Here is a 24088-nt window from a genome sequence, read left to right on the forward strand (position 1 = left end):
TATTCCGATCCTGACCAAGGTGCAGTAAGGGCTTGGCATGGCCACGCCCTTTCCCCTGCCAGCGCCTATGCGCCGCGCCCTTGAACTGGCGCGCGCGGCGCAGGCGGCGGACGAGGTGCCGATCGGCGCGGTGGTGACACGCAACGGCGTCATCATTGGCGAGGGCGAGAATCGCAATCGCCGCGATTGCGACCCTACCGCCCATGCGGAAATGGTTGCGATGCGCGCCGCTGCGGCGCGCCTTCATGACTTTCGGCTGATGGGATGCGACCTGTGGGTGACGCTGGAGCCCTGCGCCATGTGTGCGGGCGCGATTTCCCACGCGCGGATCGCGCGGCTCTATTATGGGGCGGCAGACCCCAAGGGTGGCGCGATCGAGCAGGGGCCGCGCCTTTTCATGCAGCCCCAATGCCTGCATCGGCCGGAGGTCTATGCGGGACTGGCCGAGGCGGAAGCGTCAGCGCTGCTGCGGGATTTCTTCGCTGCCCGCCGGTGAATAAAGGATGCGATACAGCTGATAGGGTAAGGTCATGTCGGTGTTGAGCCGCACCGGGACAAGCCAGTCAGGCCGCTGCCCGCGCATCAGGTCTGCGTAAAAGCCGCCAGGGCTGCGCGACTGATAGATGGTGCCTTCGGGGAAATTCGGACAGATCAGCAGATAGGTCGCATGATGCCTGGCGGCGATGGCGCGGAAGCCGGCCGCCTTGCCATCGAAGGCGTGATGGGTATCCAGGATGGTCACGCCATTGCGGTGATAGGGGCCGGCCAGGGCGCTGTGATGCGTCGTCGCCAGGATGCGCGGGCCAAGGTCGACCATGGTGAAAATCGTCGCAGGCGGCAACTGGTCCAGCACGGCCAGCGCCGGCAGGGTGCGGCACCGGCCATTTGCTTTCTTGATCGCATCGGTGCGGGCGAGCGCGGCCGGGCGCCAGGCCTTGGGCTTTTGCCCGGTCATGTCCTGATAGAGCTTCACCGCTTGTGGATAGAGCGGATAGGCAAAGGCGATCGCGCCGAGCACCACGACCCCGGCCACGCCAGCGATGCGGGCGCGGCGCGATCCGGCCAGCACCGCCGCAACCAGCCGGTGCGCGGCCCATGCGGCAGGCGGGATGGCGAGCAATTGCGCCGCCGGGCCAGCGCGCAGCTGCCAGAATAGCAAGGCGGTCGAAAAGACCATCATCGCCCCCACGGTCGCCCAGGCCCAAAGGCGTTCACCGTCGCGCCGCGCATCCCACAGCGCCCAGAGCAGGCCGATGAGGCCAGCGGCGGGGATAGCGAGCAACGGCACGACCAGGCTTTGCGCCTGCGCGGTGATGGGTTTCGCCTCACGGATGTTGGCGAGCCACAGGCGCTGGAGCTCAGGCGAAATCTGATAGGGGCTAAGGCATTGCGGCCAATTGAGCCAGACGAAGAGGCCAAGCGCCCCGCCGACCAGCGCGCCTGCGGCAAGACGCATGGGCCAGCCGCGCAGCGGCGCGAGCGCCAGCAGCACCATCCCCGCCCCGGCCGCGCCGAACACCGCCACCCAGATGGGCGAAAGCGCATCGCAGACCATGGCGCGATTGGCATAGCTGGCAAAGAGCAGGTACAGGAGCGAGGTCGCGCCCGACAGGCTGAGCGCATAGGCGAGCATCCGGCTTTCCGCGCCGGGGCGGAATACCCAGCGCAGCGCGATAAGCGCGCCGCCCGCCGCCAGATAGACGATCATTTCCATGCCGATGGCGATGGACAGCGCGCTGCTGACGCCGGCCATGATGCCGCCGCGCAGCCGGTTGGTGTCAATCACCCCGGCCAGCATGGTGAGCGCCAGCGCCAGTTGCCAGCCATGATGGTCGATGCGCATCGGCGCATACATGCCCAGTCCCATCTGCGCGGCGAAGGGCGCGACGACCGCAAGCAGCCAGCCATGCGGTCCGGCCAGCCGCCGGCCGATGAAGCCGAGGGAGAGCATCAGCAGCAGCAGCGGCAACAGGGGCGCGATGCCGCAGGCCAGGCGATCGGCCATGCCCTGATCGACAAAGGCGCGGAAGAACAGCATCAGCCCGGCAATGGGCAGATCGACGATGCGCGACCAATGGATATTCGCGCCACCCGGCGGATCGAGCCGATATTGGCGCAGGTCGAACCAGGCCTGCCCCGCCAGCCAGTCCTTCACCTGGACATAGCGAATATTATCGTCGGTATCGCCGAGCACGAGCCAGTAGATGGCCGGCCAGCGCGTCGCCACCATGGCAACGGCGGCGACAACCCAGATGAGGAAGGTCAGCCATTTCCAGTGACGGCTGGACCAGCGGGCCAGATGACCCGCCAGGACCATCGATTTCGCGCGCATGTCGTGCCGGCTTTGCAAGTTCATGTCGGTCGATTAGACGACCCGCTTCAAAGCGCAACGGGGGCCATGATGATTTTCGCCGAACGGTTGAGCCCGCAGCGGCGCGCGCTGTTCTGGCAGATCGTCCGCTATGGCGTGACCGGCCTGTTCGTGACGGCGTGCCAGGCGGCGATCTACTGGTGTCTGGCGACGCTGGGCGGGCTGCATGTTCAGATCGCCAACCTGATCGGCTATGGCGGGGCGGTGTGCGTGGGCTATGTGGCGCACAGCCTGTTCACCTTTCGGGACCAAGCGCGCAGCGATGGGCATGGCGCACGCGGCGTGCGGTTCGTGGTGGCGTCGCTGGTCAGCTATGGCTTGAACGCGCTGTGGGTGTGGCTGTGCGTCACGCATATGGGCTGGCCCGAATGGTCGCCCATCCCCGCGATGCTGTTCGTGACGCCGGGCATCATGTTCGTGCTCAACCGGCAATGGGTGTTCCGCTAAAGCGCGTTGCCATAGGCCAGCAGCGCGTCGGGCCGCGCAAGCACGACCAGCGGCAGGCCGGCGGCCGCCGCGCGGTCTACCGCAAGGCTGGTCGGCGCGGAAATGGTGACGAGCAGTGGGCAGTCGGCCAGCACCGCCTTTTCCACCAGTTCATAGGAACAGCGCGAGGAGAGCAGCGCAAAGCCGCCATCCCAGCCAAGGCCGGCACGGGCCATCGCGCCGATCAGCTTGTCAAAGGCATTGTGGCGGCCGACATCCTCCCGCGCCAAACGGATGCTCCCCTGCGGATCGACCAAGGCTGCGCAATGCGCCGCGCCGGTCGCGGCGTTCAACGGCTGATGATCGCGCAGGGCAGAAAGCGCGCGGAAGATGGCGGCGCGATCCGCGCGGGACATGGCGGTCACGGTCGGCAGCGGCCGCAAGGCCTGTTCCAGCGTCTCGACGCCGCACAGGCCGCAAGCCGAATCGGAAGTGCGATGGCGCACGCGCTGGAGCAGATCATCGGTGCGGTGCGGCGGCAAGGTCGCCCGCGCGATGACACCCGCGCCGGTGGCATGCACGTCGATATCAAGCAGCGCATCGTCGCGCGATACCAGCCGTTCGGCGAGGCTGAACCCCTGGACCAGATCGACGATATTGTCCGGCGTCGCCATCAGCACGGCATAGCCCGCGCCATTATATTCGATCGCGACGGGCATTTCCCGCGCCAGCGGCCGGTCGACCGGCGCGGTCGCACCATCGGGGGTCAGGCGCAGGAAAGGCTGGAGGTCTGGAACGGGATCGGGCGGCACTGTCATGATGGGCGACCCTAGGCCCCGCCCGGCAGGCTGGCAATGTCGCGGCTAGCGGCGCGCGCCTGTCCTGCCTATGACGAAAGCCGGCCTTGAGGAGACGCCATGTCGACGCAGATAGTGCTAGGGGCGGTGCTGGCGGGTGGGCGGTCCAGCCGGTTCGGCAGCGACAAGGCGCTGGCGCTGCTGAACGGGCGCACCTTGCTGGATCACGCCATCGCCGCGATCAGCCCCCATGTGGGGCAGGTGGTGGTGTGTGGACGCGCGGGCGGGCTGGCGGACCGGCCGCAGCCTGATATGGGACCGCTGGGCGGCCTCAACGCGGCGTTGTATCATGCGGTCGACCATGGCTTTGCCGGGGTTCTCACCACGGGATGCGACATGCCGGTCTATCCTGCGCAACTGCCCGCCTTGCTGATCGGCGAGCGGGCGGCGGTGGTGGAGGGGCAGCCACTGTTGGGATGGTGGCCCGCTCCGCTCGCGCCGATGCTGGACGCCCATCTGGCCGGCGAGAACAACCGGTCGATTCGTGGTTGCCTCGAGGCAGCGGGCGGGCGTGCGGTGCCGCTGGAGGGCATCGCACTGCCTAATATCAACCGGCCGCAGGATCTGGCGGCGCTGCAAAAGGCGCAATAGCCCCTTCCCCTTGGCGCGGGTTTCGCTCTAGGCAGTTGGCATGATCCGCATCGCCAGCCTGTTCGCCCTTGCCCTGCTCACCGCGTGCCAAGGCGGCACGGCGGACAGGGAACAGGACGCAAACAACGCCTCTGCCGCCAAGGCCCCTGCCCTGTTGCCCGTCATGATCAAAACTGCCAGCGGCGCGCACCGGTTTGATGTCGAGGTCGCCCGTACTCCGCAGGAGCAGGACAAGGGGCTGATGTTCCGCAAGGTGATCGCGGCGGACGGGGGCATGCTGTTCCCGATGGACCCGCCGCGCACCGCGAGCTTCTGGATGAAGGATACGCTGGTGCCGCTCGACATGCTGTTCATCCATAGCGACGGGACGATCGCGTTTATCCAGGCACAGGCCGAACCTTATTCGCGCACGCCGGTGTCAGCCGGAGTGCCGGTGGCGGCGGTGCTGGAACTGCGCGGCGGGCGCGCGGCGGAGCTGGGCATCGGTGAAGGCGACAGGGTGAGTTGGGGCGGCTGCGCGGTGCCGACGGAAGGGCTGGCGACCGATCTCAATTTCTGCCCGGTCCCGGCGCGCTGACGCCATATCCGGCTTGCCCGCGTCCCTCGCAGCGGCTAAGCGCTTGGGCCATGGGTATCCTGGCAAACATCTTCACCTGGTGGAATGGCGCCACCTTTGGCACCTGGCTCTTTACCAAGCGCAAGGGCAGCAAGGTCGGCGAGGATCATCAGGGCAATGTCTATTTCGAAGGCGGCAAGGACCCCAATGGGCTGACCCGCCGCTGGGTGATCTACAGCGGCGCGAATGACGCCAGCCGCGTGCCCGCCGAATGGCATGGCTGGCTGCATCATTCCATCGAGGGCGCGCCCGAAAGCTTCCTGCCGCCGCCGCGCATCTGGGAAAAGGAATATACGCCCAACGCAACCGGCACGCCCCAGGCCTACCGCCCGTCGGGCGCGCTGGAAAAGGGCGGCCTGCGCCAGAAGGCGACCGGCGATTATGAGGCGTGGAGCCCCGACGCGGCATGAGCGGACGCCCGGCGGGATCGTTCCCGCCGATCCTTTCGTACCTGGTCATGTTGCCCTGCGTCCTGACGCTGGCCGCGTGCGGCGACGATGACGCCCTGCCTCCCGCGAATCGGTCTGGCCCGGTCAAGGTGGAGGGCACGCCGATCCGCCCCGCCGACAATGGCGTCATGCCCGGCACGCCGATGGCCGAGCGATCCGCCGTGCTGGGCCTGCTGAACAAGCGCAACGGCCTGACCCGTGACCTGACGTTGAAGCCGGGCGAAGCGGTCCGGGTGGGCGATGCGATCGTGCGGTTGCAGGCGTGCGAAACCACCGCGCCATGGGAAAATATCCAGGACACCGGCGCGTTCGTTCAGCTGGACGTGCGCAGCAGCGCCGACAATAAGTGGCGCCGCGCCTTTTCCGGTTGGCTGTTTCGCGACCGGCCCGACCGCAATGTGGTGCAGCACCCGATCTATGACGTCTGGGTCAGAAGCTGCGCGATGGAATGGCCCGAAAGCGGTCCCGACACGGTCAAGCTGGGCGCCAAGGGCGAGCCGGTGTCGGCGCGTCCGGCCAGCGGCGCGAACGCCAGCTCCGCCGCCGCGCCCGACCCGGCGGCGAGCACGTCCGACCCCGCCCCCAGCGACAGCGAACCCACGGCCGCGCCCAGCAATTGAAGATAGTCGCGCTGGCGGATTTCGATGGCCCCCATCGTGCGCAGATGATCGGTCATGAACTGGCAGTCGAGCAGGGTGAAGCCGGCAAAACGCATCCGCGCCACCAGCCAGGCCAGCGCGACCTTTGACGCGTCGGTGCGGCGCGACACCATGGATTCGCCGAAGAAGGCGGTGCCCAGCGCCACGCCATACAGGCCGCCGACCAGTTCCTCTCCGTCCCACACCTCGATCGAATGGGCGAACCGCCGGGCATGCAGGTCGACATAGGCGCGCTCGATCGCATGATTGATCCAGGTCGACGGGCGGTCGGGCGCGGCCTGCGCGCACAGCGCCAATATGTCCCCGAAGGCGCGGTTGGCGGTGACGCGGAAGCGATCGCGGCGCAGCACCCGGGTCAGCGAGTGCGACAGGTGGAACTGCTCGAGCGGCAAGATCGCGCGATATTTGGGTTCGACCCAGTAGACATCGCGCGCATCACGATCATCCGACATGGGGAAGACGCCGATGGAATAGGCCTGCAACAGGATCAACGGATCGATCAGCATGTGGGCCTTAGGATAGCAGAGGAAACGCCGACAGGGCCAGTGCGTTCATGAGCGCAAGTTATGGCTTTGCGATCACCGGGAACCGGGCGTCGGAAGCGATTGACTTGCGTCCTGCCCCCCTTAGCCTGCCTTTCCCATGAAGATGCTGTCCCTGGCGCTGGTGCCGTTACTGTTCGCCTCCCCTGCCCTCCATGCCGCCGATGATCCCGCCACGGGTCCCTATGCCGCGCGCATCGCAAAGGTGCTGAAGGCGACGCCGCTGATCGACGGCCATAATGACTGGCCCGAGGCGTTGGCGGAAAAGGCGAAGGATGCGCGCTGGACCATGGATTTGAGGCGGCTGGACCCAGCCACCTATCACACCGATGTCGAACGGCTTCGGGCTGGCGGCCTGGGCGGGCAATTCTGGTCCGTCTGGGTGTCGGCCGACCTGCCGCAGGTGCAGCAGGTCAAGGATACGCTGGACGCCATCGGCATGGTGCACAGCCTGGCGGCCCGCTATCCGCAGGATTTCCGGCTGGTGCGCACGGCCGCCGAGATGCGCGCAGCGCACAAGGCCGGGCGGATCGGATCGCTGATGGGCGTGGAGGGCGGCGGCCAGATCGATGGCAGCCTGGCGGTGCTGCGCGCCTATCACCAGCTGGGCGCGGGCTATCTGACGCTGACCCACAGCCGCACGATCGGCTGGGCCGACAGCGCGACCGACAATCCGCAGCATGACGGCCTGACCTCCTTTGGCGAGGCGGTGGTGCATGAACTCAACCGGCTGGGCATGCTGGTGGACCTGAGCCACGTCAGCGAGGCGACGATGCTGGACGCGCTGCGCGTGACGAAGGCGCCGGTGATCTTTTCCCACAGCAATGCGCGGGCGCTGTGCGACACGCCGCGCAATGTGTCGGACGCGGTGCTGAAGCAGGTGGCGGCCAATGGCGGCATCGTCATGGTCAATTTCGCCGCGCAATATGTGTCGGAGGCGCGCCGCGTCTGGGGGGCGGATCACAGCGCGGAGATCGCGCGCAACAATGCGCCGCCCTTTGGCGGGCTGTATATCGGCGATCCCGAAGGCGCGGCTAGGGCACTGGCGGCATGGGAGGCGGCGCATCCCAAGCCCCAAGCGACCATCAGCCAGGTCGCCGACCATGTCGAGCATATCGTCAAGGTGGCGGGGATCGACCATGTCGGCATCGGCAGCGATTTTGACGGTGTCGGCGACCTGCCCGAAGGATTGGGCGGGGTGCAGACCTATCCCGCGCTGCTGGCCGAACTGATGCGGCGCGGCTGGAGCGACGCGGACATCGCCAAGCTGGCGGGCGAGAATATCCTGCGCGTCATGGCGGCGGCGGAAAAGACGGCCGCTGCGATGAAGGACGAACCCGAAGGCAGCGCGATCCCGCCTGCTGATCCAGCCTGACCATTGGCCTTCGACAAGCCCGCAAGGCTCAGCGGCTAATCAGAGGAACGCCCCACCCTTCATCACGCGGCGGGCGCGGCCCTGCACCGGCACCTTGTCGAACGGCGTGTTGCCCGCCGACGCCGCCATGCGCGATGAATCGACGATCCAGGGCGCGTCAGGGTCGATCAGGATGAGGTCGGCGGCGCTGCCGGGCGCAAAGCTGCCCGCGTCGACGCCCAGGATTTTTGCGGGGTTGGCGCAGAGCAGGGTCATCAGCCGGTTGATCGAGACATGGCCTTCGCGCACCAGATTGAGCGAGAGCGCCAACAGCGTTTCCGCGCCCGCCATGCCCGGCGCGGCGTCGGCGAAGGGCAGGCGCTTGTCCTCCGGCCCGCGCGGATCATGGCCCGATGTGATGACATCGACCGTGCCGTCGGCGACGGCGGCGATGCTGGCGAGGCGATCGGCCTCATGGCGCAGCGGCGGCGACAAGCGCGCGAAGGTGCGGAAATCGGTCGCAGCCTGATCGTTGAGGAACAGATAGGCGGGTGTGATGCCGCAGGTGACGCGCAGCCCTTCCGCCTTGGCCGCGCGGATGAGGTCAAAGCCAGCGCGGGTGGTGACAAGCCGGAAATGAATGGCCGCGCCGGTTTCGCGCACGAGCATCAGGTCGCGGGCGATCGCCATGGCTTCGGCGCAGGCCGGCGCATGCGGCAAACCCAGGCGGGTCGCGGTTTCGCCGCTGGTGGCGACGGCGCGGGCGGTCAGGCCGCCATCTTCAGCATGGGTGATGAGCGTCAGGCCAAGCCCATTGGCATAGGCCAGCACGCGCAGCATCACGCCGGAATCGGCGATCCACTGGCGACCGGTGCCGACCGCCTTTGCCCCTGCCGCCTGCATCAGGCCCATTTCCGCCATTTCGCTGCCCATCAGGCCGCGGGTCGCGGCGGCGATGGGATGGACCCAGAAATCGGGCTTGCCCGCGCGCGTCGCCTGGCGGATCAGGCCGACATCGTCGAGCGGGGCGCGCTGGTCGGGCATCAGCGCGGCGCGCGTGATACCGCCGAAATGGAAGGCCGGCTTGTCGGTGGCAAAAACGCCCAGGTCAACCAAGCCCGGCGCGACGACCAGGCCGCGCGCGTCGATCCGATCCGCATCGGCCGGCACGTCGACCTGTCCCGCCGCGACGATCCGGTCGCCCTCGATCAGGATGACACCGTCACGCAGCGCGTCGGCGGCAGGATCGGCGAGCTTGCCATTGACGATGGCGCGCAGGGTCATGCCCATCCCTTCCTTGTTGCTCGGGATGGTCAAGTCCATCCCCTCTTTGTCGGTCGGGATGTTCAAGTCCATCCCCTCTTTGTCGGTCGGGATGTTCAAGTCCATCCCTCCGCCTTACGCGCGCTGCGCGTCAGCACGTCAAGGCAAGCCATACGGACAGCGACACCCATGGCGACCTGTTCGGTAATGGCAGACCGTTCGGGGTGATCGGCGACGCTGCTGGTGATTTCCACGCCCCGGTTCATGGGACCAGGATGCATGACCAGCGCATCGGGCTTCGCGATCGCCAGCCGTTCGGGGGTCAGACCATAGAGCGCATGATATTCGCGCGCCGAAGGAATGAACGCGCCGTCCATCCGTTCATTCTGAAGCCGCAGCATCATCACCACATCGGCCCCATCCAGCCCTTCGTCCATGCGCGTGTAAGGCGTGGCGCCCAGCATCTCCACCTCTGGCGGCAGCAATGTGGGCGGTGCCACGGCGCGGACCTGCGCCCCCAGCGCGGCGAGGCAAAGCATGTTGGAGCGGGCGACGCGGCTGTGCAGCACATCGCCGCAAATCGCGACCACAAGGCCCTCAAACCCGCCCTTGCGCCGCCGGATGGTGAGCGCGTCGAGCAGCGCCTGCGTCGGATGCTGATGCCAGCCGTCGCCGGCATTGAGCACCGGGCAGTCGACCTTGTCCGCGATCAGCGCCACCGCGCCCGAACTGGCATGGCGGATGACGATGACATCGGCGGCCATGGCGTTGAGCGTCATCGCCGTGTCGATCAGCGTCTCGCCCTTCTTCACGCTGGAGGTCGCGGCCGCCATGTTCACGACATCCGCGCCCAACCGCTTGCCCGCGATTTCGAAGGACAGCAGGGTGCGGGTGCTGTTTTCGAAAAAGGCGTTGATCTGGGTCATGCCGGCCAGGCGATCATCATGCTTGCGCGCCTGGCCCTTGTTCGCCTGCGCCCAATGGTCCGCTTCGTCCAGCAGGAAGCGGATTTCCCAGGGTTTGAGATCGGCGATCGACAAGAGATGCCGATGCGGGAACAGCGCGCGACCGGTAAGGTCGGACGAGACGGACGCGGCGGGCATGGGAGGCATGAGCGCCCCTTTAGGCGAGCGCCGGGAACAGGGCAAGAGAGGTGGCCCGACATACGACGTCTGCGCCATTGGCAACGCTGTCCGGGGCAGGCATAGTGGGTCCCAAGGGAGCAGGACAGGACGAGATATGACGCAACCCAAGGGATTTTTCGCCGCCATGCTGGGCGTGGCGATGGTGATGCCAGCCAATGCGGACGCCGCCGCGCCGGCCGCGTCGGTGGCGACGACCGAATATGGCAAGGTGGAGGGCAGCATCGTAGATGGCGTCGAAAGCTGGAAGGGCATTCCCTTTGCTGCGCCCCCGGTCGATGCGCTGCGCTGGCAGCCGCCCAAACCCGCCGCGCGTTGGAGCGGAGTGCGCGAAACGACGGCCTATCGCAATGATTGCATGCAGGAACCCTTCCCGAGCGATGCCGCGCCGCTGGGCACCACGCCGTCGGAAGATTGCCTGTACCTCAATATCTGGAAGCCGGCGGGCGCGGCGGGAAAGCTGCCCGTGATGGTGTGGATCTATGGCGGCGGTTTTGTGAATGGCGGATCGTCACCGCCCACCTATAGCGGCGCGCCCATCGCCAGACAGGGCGTGATGGTGGTGAGCTTCAACTACAGGCTGGGGCGCTTTGGCACATTCCGCCACCCCGCGCTAGGCAAGGACCAGGGCGTCAATTACGGACTGCTGGATCAGATCGCGGCGCTTAAGTGGGTCCAGCGGAACATTGCAGGCTTTGGCGGCGACCCGGATCAGGTGACGATCGTGGGCGAAAGCGCGGGCGGCCGGTCCGTCCATGCGCTGATGACGACGCCGCTGGCCAAAGGGCTGTTCGACCGGGCCGTCATCATGTCCGGCGGCGATGGCAATCCGGGCGCGCTATCGACGCCCGCCGATGCGGAGCGGCTGGCGGCGGCGTTCGGGCAAAGCCAGGGGATTGCGCCCGATGCGCCGGACGCCGCGGCAAAGCTGCGCGCCCTGCCCGCCCGCGCCGTGGTGGGCGACCTCAACCTGGCGAAGATGGAGAATTTCTTCAGTCCCGTTACGGATGGACGCAGCGGCGTGGACGTGATCGCCGCGCATGAAAGCGGTCGCGCACCAGTGATCCCGGTGATGATCGGCGCGACCAGCGCGGACATTGGCGGGCCGGATGGACCGATGGTCGCAGGCGCGCGCGATCTGGCCGCGCGGTTCGCCGGGCGCGGCATGCCGACCTATGCCTACCGCTTTTCCTATGTGGCGAGTTCGGTAGGCGGCACCAACGCCTATCATGCGACCGACATCCCCTTCTTCTTCGACACGCAGGCCATCAAATATGGCGCGGCGACCACGCCGCGCGACAATCGCATGGGCGACATCATGAGCGGCTATCTGGCCAATTTTGTGAAGACGGGCGATCCCAATGGCGCAGACCTGCCGCAATGGCCGCGCTACCGCGCAGATGGGGGCAAGCAGATGGACTTTGCCACCAGCGGCGAGGCTGTGGTCGAGTAATTTTCAGCGACCTATGTCGATGCGCTGCGGCTGACCGGTGGCGGGCAGGTGTAGCGCACCGTCCCGCCACTGCGCCGCGCGGCCATTGATCCGCGTCGCGGGCGGGGTGCCGGCGAAGGGCCAGCGCAGCACGAAGCCGCCGGTCGGGCGCGCGTCGCCGCCGATCGTCACCGTCATCCGATCGGCGCTGCCGGCCATCGCCAGATTGAGGGCGCCATGGGGCGTGCGCAGCCCTTCGATGCGAACCCCCTGCCCCGACAACCAGTCGCCGGTCATGCCAGCACCCAGCACGAGGGTTTCGGCCGCCTTGTCCTCATAGGCGAAGAGGTCGAGCGCGGCGCGGATATAGTCGGACGCGACCCAGGCATGGGGCAGATCGCCCAGAAAGCGGATAGCGCGCGGCTCGCGGCCCACGACTTCGGCCCAGGCGTTCCAGCCCGCCGGGCGGCGATCGCGCATGTAGATGGCCAACAGGTCATTGGCGCGTTGCGGTTGACCCAGGCGCAGCATGGCGGACACATTGCGCAGTTCATAGGGGGTGTAATCGTCCCAGTCGGTCGATGTGGCGCGGCTGGTCACGCGCCGCCACTGACGGTCGAACGTGTTTTGGAGCAGTCGCTGGTCGAGCCGGGGTTGCAGCGCCGTAATCTCCAGCGCCATGGTGGTGGACGTGGCGTCGAAATCGCCCAGGCTGGTCGCGCCGGGGATGAAATCGATCGACCAATGTTTGGCCGCAGCATCGATGGCATTCAGTATGTCGCCAGCAAACTGGTCGCGCTGCGCGGCGATGGCGGATGCTTGCGGCTTGCCCAGCACCTGCGCGGCGTAGAGTGCGCCGTCATAGCCGGCCAGACCCCAAAAATCGTCCCAGAGGCTATATTGGGCCTTCGCCGAATAGGCTTCGTGACTGATCGAGGGGGGCAGCAGCCCGTAGAGCATCTGGCGGTCGGGCGCCTGGTTGGCGGCGGTGCGTTCCGACAGCCGCAACTCGTCCATATAGCGGCGCGCGGCGTCCAGCCGGTCCCAATGGCGCGCCAGCAGGGCGGTGTCGCCGGTGTAGCGGTGCAGTTGCGCCAGCAGATGGATATATTCGCCATGCGAGTCATTTTCCGGCACCGGGTCCGCGCCCCGGAAATCGACGCAGCATGGCACTTTGCCATTGGCGAAGAGATGGCCGCCATACCAGTCGGCAAAGGCGATCGCTGGATCATTGACGCCAAGGCGCAACAGCGCGTCCGACATCATCGCGCCGTCCCGGATCCAGCTGCGATTATAGGAGCGGGTGCCGGGCTTGAGCGCGGGGCCGTCGCGGCTGATGAGAATGTCGGCCAGCGCGGTGCGCAGCGTGTCGACCACTTCCCGCTTGGCGGGCGGCACCTGGATCAGGACGCTGCCCAGCCGCTGCCGCCACTGGTCCGCCGTGCGCCCCAGCGCTGCGTCGAAATCGGAGGGCGCTGAGCCGGCAAAGGCGACCGGCACGTCCAGCGTTTCGCCCGGCGGCAGGCGCATCGTCCAGCTGAGGCGCGCCTGCGCCATATGCGCCTCGTCCTGCACGTGAGTGGCCGATGGCAATGTTTCGGGCGTGGCGAGCGCGCCCTGGTCGAAGCCACCCATGCCCACTGACTGGGGTGTCACCATGGGGGTGAGCAGGCGATCGACCGGCGGGTCGCCGGCGACCGGGCCGGGCTGTCGAATATGCAGGCGCGATCCGTCCCAGCGGATCGCGGAAATCGGGCTGACGCCGCCGCGCTGGGCCAGGAATTGGGCGGGCGGGTTTACCTGAAAGGGCCGCACGGCCAGCGTAAGGGTGAAGGTGCGCGGCTGATCACTGTCGTTGCGGATGCGCCAACGGCCGAGCAGGCGGGGTTCGTCGCCCTCCGCCTGCGCGAAGGCGGTGCCGTCCAGCGTCCAGCCCTGTCCCTGCCAGCTTGTGGTGGCGATGGGGAGATTGCCGTCGATGAGGCTCTGGCTGGTGGTGACGTCGGCCCAGTCGACCGAGGCGCCATTGACGGTGAGGAAGGGTTCAACCGAATAGCTGCCCTTGGCCGGCTCGATCGCGCCATCTTCGCCGATCAGGCCCGCAATTGCGCCGCCGTCCGTGCCAACGAGCGTCCAATAGGGTTGTTCTGTAAAGCCGCGCGGATAGCGGCCGCGCGGCGCTTGGCTGGCGAGGCGGCTGATGAAATCATTGGACGTGGGCGCCCAGTCGATATCCTTGACCGCGACTTCGGCCAGAGCGCCTTCGCCGATCAGGCGGATGCGCAGATAGCGCGATTCCGCGCCGTGGAGCGCAATCGGATCTTGGCCGCCATCGCCGGCATCCACGGTGCGCAACGTCTGCCAGGCGCGCTTGTCCAGCGATCCTTCGACGCGGTAGGCCGCCTTGCCCTGCCAGTCGAGCAGCAGGGCGGAGAGCCGTTGTGGCGCGCCGAGGTCCAGGTCAAGCACCTGCCCAGGTCGGCCATGCCAGACGGTCGATTTGTCGCCATCCAGCACGGCCGGGGCGCTGGCCTTGGGGGGCAAAGGCGGCGGCGCTGGCGGGAGCGGTTCCAGCGTCAGATCGTCGATCTCGACATGCCCCTTGCCACCGTCGCGGCCGCGCACCAGCACGATTTCCATGCGCCCGGTGTGGCGCAGGCTCTTATCCGTGGTCGGCCCCCAGGCGAATTCCAGATCGCGCGGGCGGATGCGCACTTCCTGCCATTGTGCCGATGGGCGAAAATGGAGCTTTTGCACCCACCAGACATTATCGCCCGACGCATCGGTGAATTTGAGCTGGAGGTCGTTGACGCCCCCCTCGCCCCGTAGCTTGACCCGCAGGACGTAATTGTCCGGCCAGTCGATCGGCAAGGTGCGCGCGGCAAAGGCATAACCCGACACAGACCCGAAATCATAATCCAGCCGCAGCGCCCGGCCTGCGTCGCCCGGCACGTCCGACACCTTTGAGGCAACGCCATCAGAGGCGGAGGCGGTCCACCGGTCGGGCTGTTCGAAACCGTCGGCCGCGACAGGCTGCGCAGCGGCGAGCAGGAAGGCGAGCGTCGCCAGCGTCATCCCAGCCAGCCACCGGTAAAGCCCGCCCGTTGCAAACCGCGCCGGATATGCGGGTTCTTTCGCATCGTGTTCCAGACAAGGCCGGTGCGGTGATTTTCGATCATCGCGACGATCGGCCCCTGATCAATGCCCAGATAATCCTTGTCGACCCAGCCGACCCCCAGGCGGAATTCGCCATGGCGGAAAGGCTGCGCAGGACGGCGGACGATGGTGGGGTTGAAACTGTCGAGGAAGCCATATTTGTCGTAAAGCTGGTCGCCATAGCGGAAATACATGGCCTGCACGGTCGGCTCGACGATTTCCGGCGCGAAGGGCAGCGACCCCAGCAGCGCGGTGGGGGCCAGCGTGCCGTCATCGCGCTCGCCCGGTCCGCGCGCGGAATAGCTGTAGAATTCGCGTTCCTTGCCGCCCAGCATCATCTTGAAATCGCCCGGTCCGTCGCAGGCGGTCAGGCCCCAGCAGTCCGGCCCATAGCCCGCCCAGTTGCCCGGATTTTCGATCGCATAGTTGCGCTGGCAATAGGTCGCGCGGCGGCTGTTTTCGAAATAGTCGATGCCCTTCTGCGTCATGAACCGGTCCCGGATGCCGCGGAAATCGACCCAGACATGGCTATATTGATGGCCGAACATCGGCGCGAAATGCAAATGCGGCTCGCCCCAGCGCGACGACCAACTGCTGTCGAACTGGGTGCTCCATACATTCCATGTGTCGTCGCGCAGCGGATGCGTCGGCGACCCCATGCCCAAAATATAGAGGATCATCCCTTCATTGTAGATTTCCCAGTCGGAACGGATGAAGCCGCTTTCGGGATGCCAGCCCATCGACACGAAGGGCGCGCGCGGCGTGATCCAAGTCCATTCGACCGCACGATAGAGCTGTTCGGCCAGATCGCGGATGCGCGCTTCGTCGGCATCGATCGGGTCGTCGAACCAGCTTTGCGCGAACAGGACCCCCGCCATCAACAGCGCGGTGTCGATGGTCGAGAGTTCTGCCAGCGAGAAGCGATAGCCCTTGGTCGAGCCCAGAAAGTGATAGAAGAAGCCGCGGTAGCCGCTGACGCCCGATCGCTGGTTCCCCATCGGCGCGGCGGCGAGGAACTGCAGCGTAGTGAGCGTGCGCTCGCGCGCTTCGGCGCGAGTGATCCAGCCATGGGTGACGCCGATCGGATAGGCGGTCAGCGCAAAACCCATGGCGGCAATGGACACGAACGAGGGCGTGGGCCAACGGTCGGGGGACATGCCGGTCTTTTCGTCCGTCACTTCCCAGAAATAGCGAAAGGCGAGCTTCTGGATGTCATCGATCAACGGACTGACTTCAACGTCCAGCGCCGGGCGCTGGTCGAGCCGGGTCCAGCCATCGACCGCGACCGGCGCGGTCGATATCGGCGCTTGAGGCGCGCGCGTCGCGCATCCCGACACGAGCCCGGCCAGCCCTACCCCGGCCGAGCCCATGAATGTCCGTCTATCGAGCAATCATCACCTCCAAATCGTAAATACAGGGACGGACGCTGTCCTGGAACGCGCGTCCGCCCCGATGATGGGCATCGTCAGAAGCGATAACCCACCCGGAACTGGATGCGCCGGGGCAATGTGAGCAGGTTCGCCGCGTTCGCGCCGTTGGCGGGCAGCAGCGGATCCGTCACTTCGCCGGTTTCAGGGTTAATCGTGTTGTTGAAGAAGCCGTCAAAGTCGCGGAAATTCTTGTTGTTGAAGAGGTTGAGGACATCGACCGCGAAGCTGACCTGATCGTCCCGACCGAACAGCGGGAAATTTTTGGCCAGCGTCACATTGACTTCGCAGAAGGCGAACAGCCCCTTGATGCAGTTCTTTTCCGGATAGCGCGCGGTAAAGTCGTTGAAGCCCGACGATGCACCGTTGGTGCCGTCCGTTACCTGATAGGCCTGGCCCGACCCCAGCGTGGTCAGCGTCGACAGCTGGAAACCCAGCGGCAGGTCGACAATGCCGGAAAAGACGACGCGATGGCGTTCGTCGCCCGGCGAATTGCGCCAGCCATAGGCGTCGGGCGTGGGCGCATCGAGGCTGAAGAGATCGCCGCCATTCTTTTCCGCTTTGCCCAGCGTATAGGCGATGTTGACGCCCCAGCCCGACGCCTTGGTGTAATTTTTGTCGAGCGTGAAATAGAGTGCCTTGTAGCGGGTATCCAGCCCGTCATAGCCGATGATGACGTTGGAATAGCCCGCTTGGCGCACCGCGGCGAGCAGATCGCCGTCGCAGCAGGTGCCAAAGCCGCCATCGTTGCGGGTCGCAAACAGATTGGTGTAGCCATTCTTGCCCCGCTGGTAGGAGGCGGTCAGCGAGGCTTCGAAAATGCCGACCTTCTGCCGCACGCCCAGCGAAAACTGGTCATTGACCGGCGGCTTGGCATTATTCTTGACCGCGAAGAGTTCGGGCAGGCCGACTTCGGGGTTGCTGTTGATCAGCGCCAGCAGTCCGTCGCGGGTCAGGTAGGACGGGTCCCAGGCGACCGTCGGCTGGCCATCGCGCGGCAGGCCGTCGGCGGAGAAGCGGAACAGGCCGATGGGGTTGATGGTGCGCGAGAGTTCATCGACCGTGTTGTTGAAATTGTTGCGGTCATAATAACGGCCCGCGCCGCCGAAGATGACGGTGCTGCGGTCGCCCTTCACATCCCAGGAAAAGCCGAAGCGCGGCGCGAAGGCGCCCTTGAACGGGCTGCGGTCATTGCCGTCGGTGATATAGTCTTCGGGATTGAAATAGGAGGTCGTCGGCAGCGCGCGCAGCGCCGTCGCGGCGGCGGCCGGCGTGGTGTAGCGATTGTTGAAACCGTTGCTTTCATAATCCCAGCGCAGGCCAAGGTTGAGCTGCAACCGGTCGGTGATGTCCCAATCGTCCTGAATATAGAGGCCAAGCTGCGTATTGGACGACTGGATCAGGCCCGAACCAAGGCCCAGGCGCGCTTCGGCCGGGAAGGCGAAGTTGAGGTTATTATTGGGTTCGCGGCGGAAATAATAGCGCGGCTGGATGAAGGCCTGATTATCGAAGCTGATATCGGTGAATTCGATGCGCGCGCCGAACTTGATCGCGTGACCGGTCAAGCCGGTATAGGTGATGTCGTTGCGGAAATTATAGCTTTGCTGCACTTCGCGCCGCGTCGAATCCTTGCCGCCGAACAGGATCACACCCTGATAGTCATAGGCGGGCAGATCGGGATTGAGCGCCGTCGGATTGAACGTATAGTTCAGGTAACTGGCGTTGAATTCGTTGAGGATCGTGTCGTCGTCATAGGTCCATTTGAACTGGTATGTATCGACGACGTTGATCTTGTTTTCGGCATAGGAATAAGCGGTGTTGCCGCCAAAGCCCTGAATGTCACTTTCCTCACGCCGGCTGAACGACACGTCGAACGTCTGATAATCGTCGGGGGTCAGCGTCAGCTTGCCGAAATAAAAATCGCTGCGGAACGGGCTGACGAAGGAGCCTTCGAAATCCGTGATATCGCGGCCGGAAAAGCGTTCAAATTCCGCGATCGCATCAGCCGCGCCGGTGGAGCGCACGTTGAAGGCGCGATCCTGGTCATTGCCTTCATAGGCAGCGAAGAAGAACAGCTTGTCCTTGATGATCGGACCGCCGAGCGACGCGCCATATTGCTTGCGCTCGAAAGCGGGCTTGGGATTGCCGTCGCGCTTGTCGATAAAGCTTTTTTCGGTCAGCGACTTGTCGGTATATTGACCGAAAATTTCGCCATGAAAATCATTGGTGCCCGATTTGGTGACGGCGGTAATGACGGCGGCGCCCGCCTGCTCATATTCCGCCTTGTAATTCTGCGTGATGACGCGGAATTCCTGGACGGCGAGCTGGCCAAAGGGGTTGCCGCGGCTGTTCTGCTGGCCCGCCACGCCGCCTTCGCGCAGCTTGTTCTTCAGGCTGACGCCGTCGATGAACACATTGACCTGGCTGGCGGGCGAGGCGCCCGACGAGAAGCTCTTGTCGGTTTCGGAGTCGTTGTAGCGCACGCCCGGCGCGAGCGCGGCGAAGCTCAGGAAATTGCGATCCGTCTGCGGCAGGACGCGCAGCTGTTCCTGGCTGATGTTGGTCGCGATTTCGCTGGTGCGGGTTTCGCGCAAGCGGCTTCCGGTGACGACGATCTGCGCGCCGTTGCCATCGGCCGAGGCCGTGGAGCCGCCCTCCGTGTCAGTCGCGCTGGACAATTGCGCGTCCACCGTCGCGGCGGTGCCGACGCCCACGGCGATATCGCGCTGAAACGATCCCTTCGCCGGGTCGGACACGGAAATCCGGTATGTGCCCGCACGCACGCCGTTCAGAATATAGGAACCGCCGGCATTGGTGGTGGTCGTCTGGGCGCGGCTGGTGCCGGCGCTCGTCAGCGTGACCGTCGCGCCCGCGACAGGCGCGCCTGCGCTGTCGGTCACGCGGCCACGGATCGAAGCGACCGTGGTCTGCGCCACGGCCGGAATGGCGACCGCCAGGCTGCTGAGCGACGTAGCGCCGACAAGCAGCAGGCGGATTGCGGACATCTTGCTCATATGCATCTTCCCCTTGTTCTAACCCTGTTTCCCTGGACGGGACTTTTGTTACGCAGCTGAAAGCTGGCTACTGGTGCGGATAATGAGGCCGGGTTGCCTTAGTTCCATCTGCGGAACGGCTTCGCCGTCGATTAGCGCGACGAGGCGGTTGATGCCGCGCGCGCCCATGTCGGCGATATCGACCGCCATGGTGGTAAGGCCCGGACTGATGAGCCGGGCGAGCGGTATATTGTCGAAGCCCGCGACCGCCACCTGCGTGGGCACATCGACGCCCAAATCACGCAGCGCGACCATGACGCCGATCGCCGTCATGTCGTTGGCGGCAAAGATGGCGTCGACATCGACTTGCTCGGCCTGAAGGCGCTCGACGGCGCGGCGGCCTGACTCCTCGTCGAAATTTCCGGGGAGGATGACGGGTTTGAGGCCCGCCGCTTCCATCGCCTGAGCATAGCCCCGCGCGCGGTCGGCCGCTTCGACATTGCCCTCCGGCCCTTCGACATGGACGATGGCGCGATGACCGCAATCGATCAGGTGCCGCACCATGGTGGCCGCGCCCGCCACATTGTCGACCCGCAATTCCGGCATCCCAAGACCATTGGCCCGGCAATTGAGCAGGACGGCGGGGATGCCGGGGGGCAACTGCGCGAACAGATCATCCAGGTTCAGATGCGGGGCCATGACGATCAAGCCATCGACCCGCCCGCGCATGTTGCGCAGCGCTTCGATTCCGTGGCCGATATCCAGATGCATGTTGGACAGGAGCAGATGGCGTTGGTGCAAGGCGGCTTCCCGCTCCATGCCACGCAGCATTTCGGAGAAATATTCACCGTGCAGGTCGGGCAGGACGATGCCGATCGAGCCGGTGCGCGCCATGCTGAGATTGCGGGCACCGGCATGGGGGACATAGTGGAGCTTACGCGCGGCCTGCTCCACCCGCTCCTTGAGTTCGGGACGCACGTTGGGCAGCCGGTTGAACACGCGCGACACGGATGCGACCGACACGTCGGCTTCGCGCGCGACGTCGCGAATGGTCGCCTGCCCTATGTCCTTTCCCGTCATCCTCAATCCGTCCGGTAAAATATTTATCGGCCCCATGACTTGCCGGGCCAGCTTGTAACCGGTTACAAGAATCCTCTGGCCACTGCAAGTGGGCGTGCAAACGGTGCAATAAGGACATCGGACACGCGCCCGATCTTTAGGAGAATGACATGCGACCACCCTCTTCTATATCCCGGCGCGCATGGCTGATGGGTGCCGGCGCTGTGGTGGCATGGGCATCCTCGCCCGCACGCGCGCTGATGGCGCAGATGGACGGAAGCGCGGCGGCATCGACCGATCTGAACGCGCTGATCGCGCGGATGACGGTGGAGGAAAAGGCCGGTCAGGTCACGCTGATGGCTGCGGCCTGGGCTGGCGGCGCGGCCAATGCGCTCAATCCCACATCGCCGTCGCGCGCCAGCTTTCGCCAGCAGATGGACGATGTGCGGCGCGGGCATGTCGGCGGCGTGTTCAATGGCAATGGCGCGGAGATGGCGCGACAGATGCAAACGATGGCGGTGGAAAAGAGCCGCCTCAAAATCCCGCTGATCTTTGCTGCCGACGTGATTCATGGTTTTCGCACCGTGTTTCCCATGCCGCTCGCAGAAGCGGGCAGCTTCGATCCCGAACTTGCCGAACGCACAGCGCGGATCGCGGCCATCGAGGCCACGGCGGCGGGCATCGACTGGAACTTCGCGCCGATGGTCGACATTGCCCGCGACCAGCGCTGGGGTCGCGGGATCGAGGGCGCGGGCGAGGATGTGCTGCTGAGCCGCATCATGGCCGACGCGCGCGTGCGCGGGTTCCAGGGACGCGCTGGCCTGGCCGCGCCCGACGCCATGGCCGCATGCGCCAAGCATTTCGCCGCCTATGGCGCAGCCGAGGGAGGGCTCGACTATAACAGCGTCGACGTGTCGGAACGGACGCTGCGCGAGGTCTATTTCCCGCCCTTCCAGGCGGCGCTGGATGCGCAGGCGGCGACGATCATGGCGTCGTTCAATGAATTGTCGGGGGTTCCCGCCACCGCCAATCATTGGCTGCTGAGCGACGTGCTGCGCGACGAATGGCATTTCGACGGGCTGGTCGTGTCGGATTATACCGGCGACATGGAACTCATCGCCCATGGCTTTGCCGCCGATGCGCGCGAAGCGACCAAGCTGGCGTTCCTGGCCGGTGTCGATATGTCGATGCAGTCGGGCTTCTACATGGAGCATCTGCCTGACCTGGTGAAATCGGGCGAAGTGCCGATGGCGCGGCTGGATCAGGCAGTGCGGCGCGTGCTGGCGCTCAAGGCGAAGCTGGGCCTGTTCGACGATCCGTTCCGGCGGATCGACCCCAGCCGGGAAAAGACGCTGGTGCGCACGCCTGCGCATCTGGAGGTTGCGCGCGACGCGGCGCGCCGGTCGATCGTGCTGCTCAAAAATGAGGATGATCTGCTGCCCCTGCCCCGTCAGGGCAAGACAATCGCGCTGATCGGCCCGTTCGCGCAGGGGCAGCGCGATCTGGTCGGACCGTGGAATGTCTATGGCACCGACGCGGACGCGATCGACCTGCTGACGGGCATGCGCGCGGTCGCCGCCGACCCGGATGCCATCGTCGCGGTCGACGGATCGGGCGTGGACAAGCCGATCAGGGGCGGCATCGAGGCGGCGGTTGCGGCTGCGCAAGCCGCCGATATCGTCGTGCTGGCCGTGGGCGAAAGCCAGACCATGTCGGGCGAGGCGCAGTCGCGCACCGACATCGTCATTCCCGCGCCGCAAATGGCCCTGGCGGAGGCCGTCGCAGCCACTGGCAAGCCGATGGTCGTGCTGCTGCGTCATGGCCGCGCGCTGGCGTTGCACGGCGCGGTCAAGGATGCGCAAGCGATCCTTGCGACCTGGTTCTTGGGGTCGATGTCGGGCATGGCGACCGCCGACATATTGTTCGGCCTCGCCAGCCCTTCGGCGCGCCTGCCATGCAGCTTTCCCTATGAAAGCGGGCAGGAGCCGCTTTATTATGCGCACAAGAATACCGGCCGCCCCAATCCGCCCGGCCCGCGTGTCGCCTATAAGGCCCATTATCGCGACGCGCCCAATGCCGCCCTCTATCCCTTCGGTCATGGCCTGACCTATGGCGAGATCGTCTACAGCGCGATCGACATGGGAACGGGCCGGCTGAGCGCGGACGGCGAACTGACTGTCACCGCAACGCTGCGCAACAGCGGACGCCATGAAGCGACGGAGGTGGCGCAGCTCTATGTGCAGGACATCACCGCCAGCATCACCCGGCCGGTACGTGAGCTAAAGGCGTTCCAGCGCGTGACGATCAAGCCCGGCGAATCGCGGGAGGTGCGCTTCACTATCAGGCGTGAAGAGCTGCTGTTTTTGGGGCAGGACATGCAGCCGACAGTGGAGCCGGGCAAGTTCCGCCTTTGGATCGCGCCGTCCGCTCAGGCAGAGGGCGTGTCCGACATATTCACGCTCGCCTGATCGACCCGGCCGCGCAGCGGCGCCAGCATCATGATCGCGCCCCCCGCCGCGATCATGATCGCCGGTCCCGCGATCATCACCCAGGCGATGACATCCCTGCCCGCCGCATCGGGCACGCCGCCGGCGTAGCCGCCCATCGCATAGGCCAGACCCAGAAACAGCGCGGCAAGGCCCAGACCGATTTTCTGCACCAGCATGAACAGGCTGAAGGCGGTTGCCTCCACACGCACGCCGGTTCGCACCTCGCCTTGATCGACGCTCAGTGGCAGAAGTGCCCAGGCGGCAAGATGAAAACCGCTGAGCGCGACCTGGATCACCGCCAGCATGGCGATGGAAATGCCAATATCGGGCGCACCGGGCCAGAGCGGCAGCACCGCCAGTGCCAGCAGTGCGAGGCAGGCCGCAGCAAGCCAGCTGGGCTGGGCGCTCCAGCGCAAGGCGACCAGCGTCCAGAGCGGCACGGCGACCGCGCCGATCACGCCCATCACCGCCAGCGCCCGTTTGCCCGCCCCTGCGTCAAGCAGCACATGGGCGAAGTAATAGAGAACCGAATGACCGATGATCGCGCCCGCAACCGTGGCGCAGAATGTCGCGGCGCATAGCATCAGGAAGGCACGGTTGCGCGCAATCGCAGCCAGGTCCTGCGCGAGGGCGTGACGGGCCGGCCTGGGGGGCACCGGCGCGATGGCTTCGGGGACGCGCCACACCACGATCCACAGCACCAGGGCTGCGACGCCAGCCAGCAGCATCGCCACGCCGGCATAATGATCCCCACCGGCGGGCATAACCCAGGCGACCGTGACCGCGCCCAGCGCGCCGAAGGTCATGCGCGATCCCGACATCAAGGTGCGGTCGCGGGCGTGCGGGCTGACACGGGTCGACCAGGCCGCATAGGGCAGGTTTACCAGCGCATAGAGGATGCGGAAGGCGACATGGGTCGCCATCACCACCGGTAACAGCCATTCCGCGCCACCCGCCGGCCGCTGGAACAACAGGACGAAGGACGTTGCGAGCGGCACGGCCCACCAGGCGATGATACGGCGATATCGCAGACGCCAACGATCCGCAGCAATGCCGATGGCAAGATCCGCCAGTCCGTCGGCAATGGCGCCGACCATCATCACCAGCCCCGCCGCTTCGGGTGTCAGGCCCAGGGCATCTGTGTAGAAGAACAGCAGATAAAGAGTGACCGTCTGCCAGAAGAGATTGAAGGCATAGTCGCCCGCGCCAAAGCCGATGGCGCGCGCTGGATGCGGGCCGGAGGAGTCACTCATCCCAAGGAA

At 65.8% G+C, this 24088-nt stretch carries 18 protein-coding genes and 1 pseudogene; 9 read left to right on the forward strand and 10 right to left on the reverse strand.

Translation table 11 applies throughout. From position 1 onward, the window contains the following. The first annotated feature begins 37 nt into the window (after nt 1–37). Nucleotides 38–496, forward strand: coding sequence for a nucleoside deaminase (locus LL253_RS02095; protein ID WP_228226001.1), 459 nt, complete (start codon nt 38–40; stop codon nt 494–496). Here the strand turns inward: LL253_RS02095 and LL253_RS02100 are convergent. Then, entirely contained in the window at nt 458–2356 is a 1899-nt protein-coding gene (locus LL253_RS02100; protein WP_228226002.1) for a Na+/H+ antiporter NhaC family protein, read from the reverse strand. The two genes, LL253_RS02095 and LL253_RS02100, sit on opposite strands and share 39 nt — an antisense overlap. A 45-nt stretch (nt 2357–2401) precedes the next feature. On the opposite strand from LL253_RS02100, the gene LL253_RS02105 reads away from it, so the two are divergent. Then, a complete protein-coding gene (locus LL253_RS02105) occupies nt 2402–2818 on the forward strand; it encodes a GtrA family protein (protein WP_323133391.1) in 417 nt (138 codons plus the stop codon). On the opposite strand, the gene fdhD is transcribed toward LL253_RS02105, so the two are convergent. Further along, the gene (gene fdhD, locus LL253_RS02110) at nt 2815–3615 is read right to left on the reverse strand and encodes a formate dehydrogenase accessory sulfurtransferase FdhD (RefSeq protein ID WP_228226004.1); all 801 of its coding nucleotides are present in this window, start codon (nt 3613–3615) and stop codon (nt 2815–2817) included. The two genes, LL253_RS02105 and fdhD, sit on opposite strands and share 4 nt — an antisense overlap. A 99-nt stretch (nt 3616–3714) precedes the next feature. On the opposite strand from fdhD, the gene mobA reads away from it, so the two are divergent. The 4 genes and pseudogenes from mobA to LL253_RS02130 form a co-directional block, all read left to right on the forward strand. Further along, nucleotides 3715–4245 (forward strand): molybdenum cofactor guanylyltransferase, encoded by a 531-nt coding sequence (mobA, locus tag LL253_RS02115; protein ID WP_228226005.1) that lies wholly within the window; start codon nt 3715–3717, stop codon nt 4243–4245. Between the two features lie 40 nt (nt 4246–4285). After that, nucleotides 4286–4822, forward strand: a complete 537-nt coding sequence (locus tag LL253_RS02120; protein WP_228226006.1) for a DUF192 domain-containing protein — start codon at nt 4286–4288, stop codon at nt 4820–4822. A gap of 50 nt (nt 4823–4872) precedes the next feature. Then, on the forward strand, nt 4873–5271 hold the full coding sequence (locus LL253_RS02125) for an NADH:ubiquinone oxidoreductase subunit NDUFA12 (RefSeq protein WP_228226007.1): 399 nt from the start codon (nt 4873–4875) through the stop codon (nt 5269–5271). Nucleotides 5272–5453: 182 nt separating this feature from the next. Then, nucleotides 5454–5690: pseudogene (locus LL253_RS02130) on the forward strand (DUF2155 domain-containing protein); the annotation flags it as partial. Between the two features lie 35 nt (nt 5691–5725). On the opposite strand, the gene aat reads toward LL253_RS02130, so the two are convergent. Continuing rightward, the gene (gene aat, locus LL253_RS02135) at nt 5726–6475 is read right to left on the reverse strand and encodes a leucyl/phenylalanyl-tRNA--protein transferase (protein ID WP_228226008.1); all 750 of its coding nucleotides are present in this window, start codon (nt 6473–6475) and stop codon (nt 5726–5728) included. Between the two features lie 136 nt (nt 6476–6611). Between aat and LL253_RS02140 the strand changes: the two genes are divergently transcribed. Then, a complete protein-coding gene (locus tag LL253_RS02140) occupies nt 6612–7886 on the forward strand; it encodes a dipeptidase (protein WP_228226009.1) in 1275 nt (424 codons plus the stop codon). A 39-nt stretch (nt 7887–7925) separates the two neighbouring features. On the opposite strand, the gene LL253_RS02145 is transcribed toward LL253_RS02140, so the two are convergent. Then, nucleotides 7926–9149 carry a dihydroorotase gene (locus tag LL253_RS02145; RefSeq protein ID WP_228226101.1) on the reverse strand — a complete coding sequence of 408 codons (1224 nt, stop codon included), beginning with the start codon at nt 9147–9149 and terminating at the stop codon, nt 7926–7928. Nucleotides 9150–9244: 95 nt separating this feature from the next. Beyond that, nucleotides 9245–10240 (reverse strand): aspartate carbamoyltransferase catalytic subunit, encoded by a 996-nt coding sequence (locus LL253_RS02150; protein WP_228226010.1) that lies wholly within the window; start codon nt 10238–10240, stop codon nt 9245–9247. A 127-nt stretch (nt 10241–10367) separates the two neighbouring features. Here LL253_RS02150 and LL253_RS02155 point away from each other — a divergent pair, with 127 nt between their 5' ends. Then, the gene (locus LL253_RS02155) at nt 10368–11723 is read left to right on the forward strand and encodes a carboxylesterase/lipase family protein (protein WP_228226011.1); all 1356 of its coding nucleotides are present in this window, start codon (nt 10368–10370) and stop codon (nt 11721–11723) included. 3 nt (nt 11724–11726) lie between these two features. On the opposite strand, the gene LL253_RS02160 is transcribed toward LL253_RS02155, so the two are convergent. The 4 genes from LL253_RS02160 to LL253_RS02175 form a co-directional block, all read right to left on the reverse strand. Beyond that, a complete protein-coding gene (locus tag LL253_RS02160) occupies nt 11727–14777 on the reverse strand; it encodes a galactose-binding domain-containing protein (protein ID WP_228226012.1) in 3051 nt (1016 codons plus the stop codon). Further along, nucleotides 14774–16249 carry a glucoamylase family protein gene (locus tag LL253_RS02165; protein WP_037543043.1) on the reverse strand — a complete coding sequence of 492 codons (1476 nt, stop codon included), beginning with the start codon at nt 16247–16249 and terminating at the stop codon, nt 14774–14776. Before LL253_RS02165 ends, LL253_RS02160 begins: the two co-directional genes overlap by 4 nt. A 74-nt stretch (nt 16250–16323) precedes the next feature. After that, a complete protein-coding gene (locus LL253_RS02170; RefSeq protein WP_228226013.1) occupies nt 16324–19299 on the reverse strand; it encodes a TonB-dependent receptor in 2976 nt (991 codons plus the stop codon). A gap of 48 nt (nt 19300–19347) precedes the next feature. Next, on the reverse strand, nt 19348–20358 hold the full coding sequence (locus tag LL253_RS02175) for a LacI family DNA-binding transcriptional regulator (RefSeq protein ID WP_228226014.1): 1011 nt from the start codon (nt 20356–20358) through the stop codon (nt 19348–19350). A gap of 149 nt (nt 20359–20507) precedes the next feature. Between LL253_RS02175 and bglX the strand changes: the two genes are divergently transcribed. Then, nucleotides 20508–22805 (forward strand): beta-glucosidase BglX, encoded by a 2298-nt coding sequence (gene bglX, locus LL253_RS02180; protein ID WP_228226015.1) that lies wholly within the window; start codon nt 20508–20510, stop codon nt 22803–22805. On the opposite strand, the gene LL253_RS02185 is transcribed toward bglX, so the two are convergent. Continuing rightward, the gene (locus LL253_RS02185; RefSeq protein WP_228226016.1) at nt 22766–24079 is read right to left on the reverse strand and encodes an MFS transporter; all 1314 of its coding nucleotides are present in this window, start codon (nt 24077–24079) and stop codon (nt 22766–22768) included. The genes bglX and LL253_RS02185 overlap by 40 nt on opposite strands. Between the last annotated feature and the right edge of the window lie 9 nt (nt 24080–24088).

Source organism: Sphingobium soli, assembly GCF_020782245.1.
Lineage (GTDB): Bacteria > Pseudomonadota > Alphaproteobacteria > Sphingomonadales > Sphingomonadaceae > Sphingobium > Sphingobium soli.

Excerpts from the sequence above, each read along its gene's own strand:
- LL253_RS02125 (WP_228226007.1), top strand. The coding sequence starts at position 4,873 with ATGGGTATCCTGGCAAACATCTTCACCTGGTGGAATGGCGCCACCTTT.
- LL253_RS02160 (WP_228226012.1), bottom strand. The coding sequence starts at position 14,777 with ATGACGCTGGCGACGCTCGCCTTCCTGCTCGCCGCTGCGCAGCCTGTC.
- LL253_RS02175 (WP_228226014.1), bottom strand. The coding sequence starts at position 20,358 with ATGACGGGAAAGGACATAGGGCAGGCGACCATTCGCGACGTCGCGCGC.
- bglX (WP_228226015.1), top strand. The coding sequence starts at position 20,508 with ATGCGACCACCCTCTTCTATATCCCGGCGCGCATGGCTGATGGGTGCC.
- fdhD (WP_228226004.1), bottom strand. The coding sequence starts at position 3,615 with ATGACAGTGCCGCCCGATCCCGTTCCAGACCTCCAGCCTTTCCTGCGC.
- LL253_RS02170 (WP_228226013.1), bottom strand. The coding sequence starts at position 19,299 with ATGAGCAAGATGTCCGCAATCCGCCTGCTGCTTGTCGGCGCTACGTCG.
- LL253_RS02105 (WP_323133391.1), top strand. The coding sequence starts at position 2,402 with ATGATTTTCGCCGAACGGTTGAGCCCGCAGCGGCGCGCGCTGTTCTGG.
- LL253_RS02185 (WP_228226016.1), bottom strand. The coding sequence starts at position 24,079 with ATGAGTGACTCCTCCGGCCCGCATCCAGCGCGCGCCATCGGCTTTGGC.
- LL253_RS02150 (WP_228226010.1), bottom strand. The coding sequence starts at position 10,240 with ATGCCTCCCATGCCCGCCGCGTCCGTCTCGTCCGACCTTACCGGTCGC.
- LL253_RS02100 (WP_228226002.1), bottom strand. The coding sequence starts at position 2,356 with ATGAACTTGCAAAGCCGGCACGACATGCGCGCGAAATCGATGGTCCTG.
- mobA (WP_228226005.1), top strand. The coding sequence starts at position 3,715 with ATGTCGACGCAGATAGTGCTAGGGGCGGTGCTGGCGGGTGGGCGGTCC.
- LL253_RS02095 (WP_228226001.1), top strand. The coding sequence starts at position 38 with ATGGCCACGCCCTTTCCCCTGCCAGCGCCTATGCGCCGCGCCCTTGAA.
- LL253_RS02120 (WP_228226006.1), top strand. The coding sequence starts at position 4,286 with ATGATCCGCATCGCCAGCCTGTTCGCCCTTGCCCTGCTCACCGCGTGC.
- LL253_RS02140 (WP_228226009.1), top strand. The coding sequence starts at position 6,612 with ATGAAGATGCTGTCCCTGGCGCTGGTGCCGTTACTGTTCGCCTCCCCT.
- LL253_RS02145 (WP_228226101.1), bottom strand. The coding sequence starts at position 9,149 with ATGACCCTGCGCGCCATCGTCAATGGCAAGCTCGCCGATCCTGCCGCC.
- LL253_RS02155 (WP_228226011.1), top strand. The coding sequence starts at position 10,368 with ATGACGCAACCCAAGGGATTTTTCGCCGCCATGCTGGGCGTGGCGATG.
- aat (WP_228226008.1), bottom strand. The coding sequence starts at position 6,475 with ATGCTGATCGATCCGTTGATCCTGTTGCAGGCCTATTCCATCGGCGTC.